1 protein-coding gene is annotated in these 555 nt (G+C 70.1%); it reads right to left on the bottom strand.

What is annotated here, in order from left to right; genetic code table 11:
• The coding region (locus KBX53_RS35320) for a LamG domain-containing protein (RefSeq protein ID WP_247676656.1) at positions 1-555 on the bottom strand (555 nt) is incomplete at both ends.

Here is a 555-nt window from a genome sequence, read left to right as displayed (position 1 = left end):
CAGCAGAACCTTCCGCTCGTTCGCGTCCCAGCTGCCCGCCACGTGGGTCCACTGGTTGATCACCGCCGGGGCGACGGCGCTGGTCAGGAGCGGGACTGCCTGGTCGCGGTCGGAGACCCGCATCCGCCACGATCGCGACGCGCAGTCATAGGCGAGGAAGAATGCGCTGGCCTGGACCCCGTCCACCGACATCACGGTCTGGTTGCCGACGCAGTCCGCGGCCGAGCGAAGCCGCACCCAGGCCGCCGCCGAGAAGCTCATCGACGTGTCGACGACCGGGCCACTGGCGGAGAGATTCGAGGTGCTGCTGGTGTTGAGTGAGGCGGTCCGCCCCGCGATCAACCGGATGTCCGGCGTCCACGTCACCCCGGTCGCCGCAGTCAGGTCCGTCCTGCCGTTCAGTGCCGGCTGCCGGTCCGTGAGCGCCTCCGCCTGGTCCACCCCGGGATAGACCTCCAGCCCCCAACGGGCCACCGGCGGTGACGAGCGGTCGACGATGAGTTCGGTGGATCCGTTGCCGACGTTGCCGGTCGAGTCGACCGCCTGCGCGTACAG

It is taken from the genome of Micromonospora sp. M51, assembly GCF_018070305.1.
Taxonomy (GTDB): Bacteria; Actinomycetota; Actinomycetes; order Mycobacteriales; family Micromonosporaceae; genus Micromonospora; species Micromonospora parva.
This window is presented reverse-complemented; position numbering and strand designations above follow the sequence as displayed.